Raw genomic sequence first — 2,939 nt, 5'->3', positions numbered from 1 at the left:
CGCTATGGGAAATCTCATCTTGAGGGGGGCTTCATGCTTAGATGCTTTCAGCACTTATCCCGTCCACACATAGCTACCCAGCGATGCCTTTGGCAAGACAACTGGTACACCAGCGGTGTGTCCATCCCGGTCCTCTCGTACTAAGGACAGCTCCTCTCAAATTTCCTACGCCCACGACGGATAGGGACCGAACTGTCTCACGACGTTCTGAACCCAGCTCGCGTACCGCTTTAATGGGCGAACAGCCCAACCCTTGGGACCGACTACAGCCCCAGGATGCGATGAGCCGACATCGAGGTGCCAAACCTCCCCGTCGATGTGGACTCTTGGGGGAGATAAGCCTGTTATCCCCGGGGTAGCTTTTATCCGTTGAGCGATGGCCCTTCCATGCGGAACCACCGGATCACTAAGCCCGACTTTCGTCCCTGCTCGACTTGTAGGTCTCGCAGTCAAGCTCCCTTGTGCCTTTACACTCTACGAATGATTTCCAACCATTCTGAGGGAACCTTTGGGCGCCTCCGTTACATTTTAGGAGGCGACCGCCCCAGTCAAACTGCCCACCTGACACTGTCTCCCGGCCCGATCAGGGCCGCGGGTTAGAATTTCAATACAGCCAGGGTAGTATCCCACCGACGCCTCCACCGAAGCTAGCGCTCCGGCTTCTCAGGCTCCTACCTATCCTGTACAAGCTGTACCAAAATTCAATATCAGGCTACAGTAAAGCTCCACGGGGTCTTTCCGTCCTGTCGCGGGTAACCTGCATCTTCACAGGTACTATAATTTCACCGAGTCTCTCGTTGAGACAGTGCCCAGATCGTTACGCCTTTCGTGCGGGTCGGAACTTACCCGACAAGGAATTTCGCTACCTTAGGACCGTTATAGTTACGGCCGCCGTTTACTGGGGCTTCGATTCAGAGCTTCTCCCAAAGGATAACCCCTCCTCTTAACCTTCCAGCACCGGGCAGGCGTCAGCCCCTATACTTCGCCTTGCGGCTTCGCAGAGACCTGTGTTTTTGCTAAACAGTCGCCTGGGCCTATTCACTGCGGCTCTCTCGGGCTATACACCCTACCAGAGCACCCCTTCTCCCGAAGTTACGGGGTCATTTTGCCGAGTTCCTTAACGAGAGTTCTCTCGATCACCTTAGGATTCTCTCCTCGCCTACCTGTGTCGGTTTGCGGTACGGGCACCTCCCGCCTCGCTAGAGGCTTTTCTTGGCAGTGTGGAATCAGGAACTTCGGTACTATAATTCCCTCGTCATCACAGCTCAGCCTTTATGATGAGCGGATTTGCCTACTCATCAGCCTAACTGCTTGAACGCGCATATCCAGCAGCGCGCTTACCCTATCCTACTGCGTCCCCCCATTACTCAAACGGCGGGGAGGTGGTACAGGAATATCAACCTGTTGGCCATCGCCTACGCTTTTCAGCCTCGGCTTAGGTCCCGACTAACCCTGAGCGGACGAGCCTTCCTCAGGAAACCTTAGGCATTCGGTGGACAAGATTCTCACTTGTCTTTCGCTACTCATACCGGCATTCTCACTTCTAAGCGCTCCACCAGTCCTTACGGTCTGACTTCACAGCACTTAGAACGCTCTCCTACCACTGACATCAAAGATGTCAATCCACAGCTTCGGTGATACGTTTAGCCCCGGTACATTTTCGGCGCAGAGTCACTCGACCAGTGAGCTATTACGCACTCTTTAAATGGTGGCTGCTTCTAAGCCAACATCCTGGTTGTCTAAGCAACTCCACATCCTTTTCCACTTAACGTATACTTGGGGACCTTAGCTGGTGGTCTGGGCTGTTTCCCTTTTGACTACGGATCTTATCACTCGCAGTCTGACTCCCATGGATAAGTCTTTGGCATTCGGAGTTTGACTGAATTCGGTAACCCGTTGGGGGCCCCTAGTCCAATCAGTGCTCTACCTCCAAGACTCTCACAACATGAGGCTAGCCCTAAAGCTATTTCGGAGAGAACCAGCTATCTCCAGGTTCGATTGGAATTTCTCCGCTACCCACACCTCATCCCCGCACTTTTCAACGTGCGTGGGTTCGGGCCTCCATTCAGTGTTACCTGAACTTCACCCTGGACATGGGTAGATCACCTGGTTTCGGGTCTACAACCACATACTAAACGCCCTATTCAGACTCGCTTTCGCTACGGCTCCGCCTTATCAGCTTAACCTTGCATGGGATCGTAACTCGCCGGTTCATTCTACAAAAGGCACGCCATCACCCATTAACGGGCTCTGACTACTTGTAGGCACACGGTTTCAGGATCTCTTTCACTCCCCTTCCGGGGTGCTTTTCACCTTTCCCTCACGGTACTGGTTCACTATCGGTCACTAGGTAGTATTTAGCCTTGGGAGATGGTCCTCCCAGCTTCCGACGGAATTTCACGTGTTCCGCCGTACTCAGGATCCACTCAAGAGGGAACGAAGTTTCAACTACAGGGTTGTTACCTTCTTCGACGGACCTTTCCAGGTCGCTTCATTTACTTCGTTCCTTTGTAACTCCGTATAGAGTGTCCTACAACCCCAAGAGGCAAGCCTCTTGGTTTGGGCTAATTCCGTTTCGCTCGCCGCTACTCAGGAAATCGCATTTGCTTTCTCTTCCTCCGGGTACTTAGATGTTTCAGTTCCCCGGGTCTGCCTTCAATATCCTATGTATTCAGATAAAGATACTGTTCCATTACGAACAGTGGGTTTCCCCATTCGGAAATCTCCGGATCAAAGCTCACTTACAGCTCCCCGAAGCATATCGGTGTTAGTCCCGTCCTTCATCGGCTCCTAGTGCCAAGGCATTCACCGTGCGCCCTTTCTAACTTAACCATTAGCGAATAAATGGTACAACATAAAGTTGTGTTATTTATTGGTTTGATTAAAGAAAAGTTTCACTTTTCCTCAGCAATTACTGTTATCTAGTTTTCAAAGAACAA

At 51.8% G+C, this 2,939-nt stretch carries 1 rRNA gene; it reads right to left on the bottom strand.

The window, feature by feature from the left end:
• Positions 1-2,832 (bottom strand): 23S ribosomal RNA (locus tag AC1VNJ_RS26770); the annotation flags it as partial.
• Positions 2,833-2,939 lie beyond the last annotated feature (107 nt).

It is taken from the genome of Priestia sp. 3CA3, from assembly GCF_056836725.1.
This window is presented reverse-complemented; position numbering and strand designations above follow the sequence as displayed.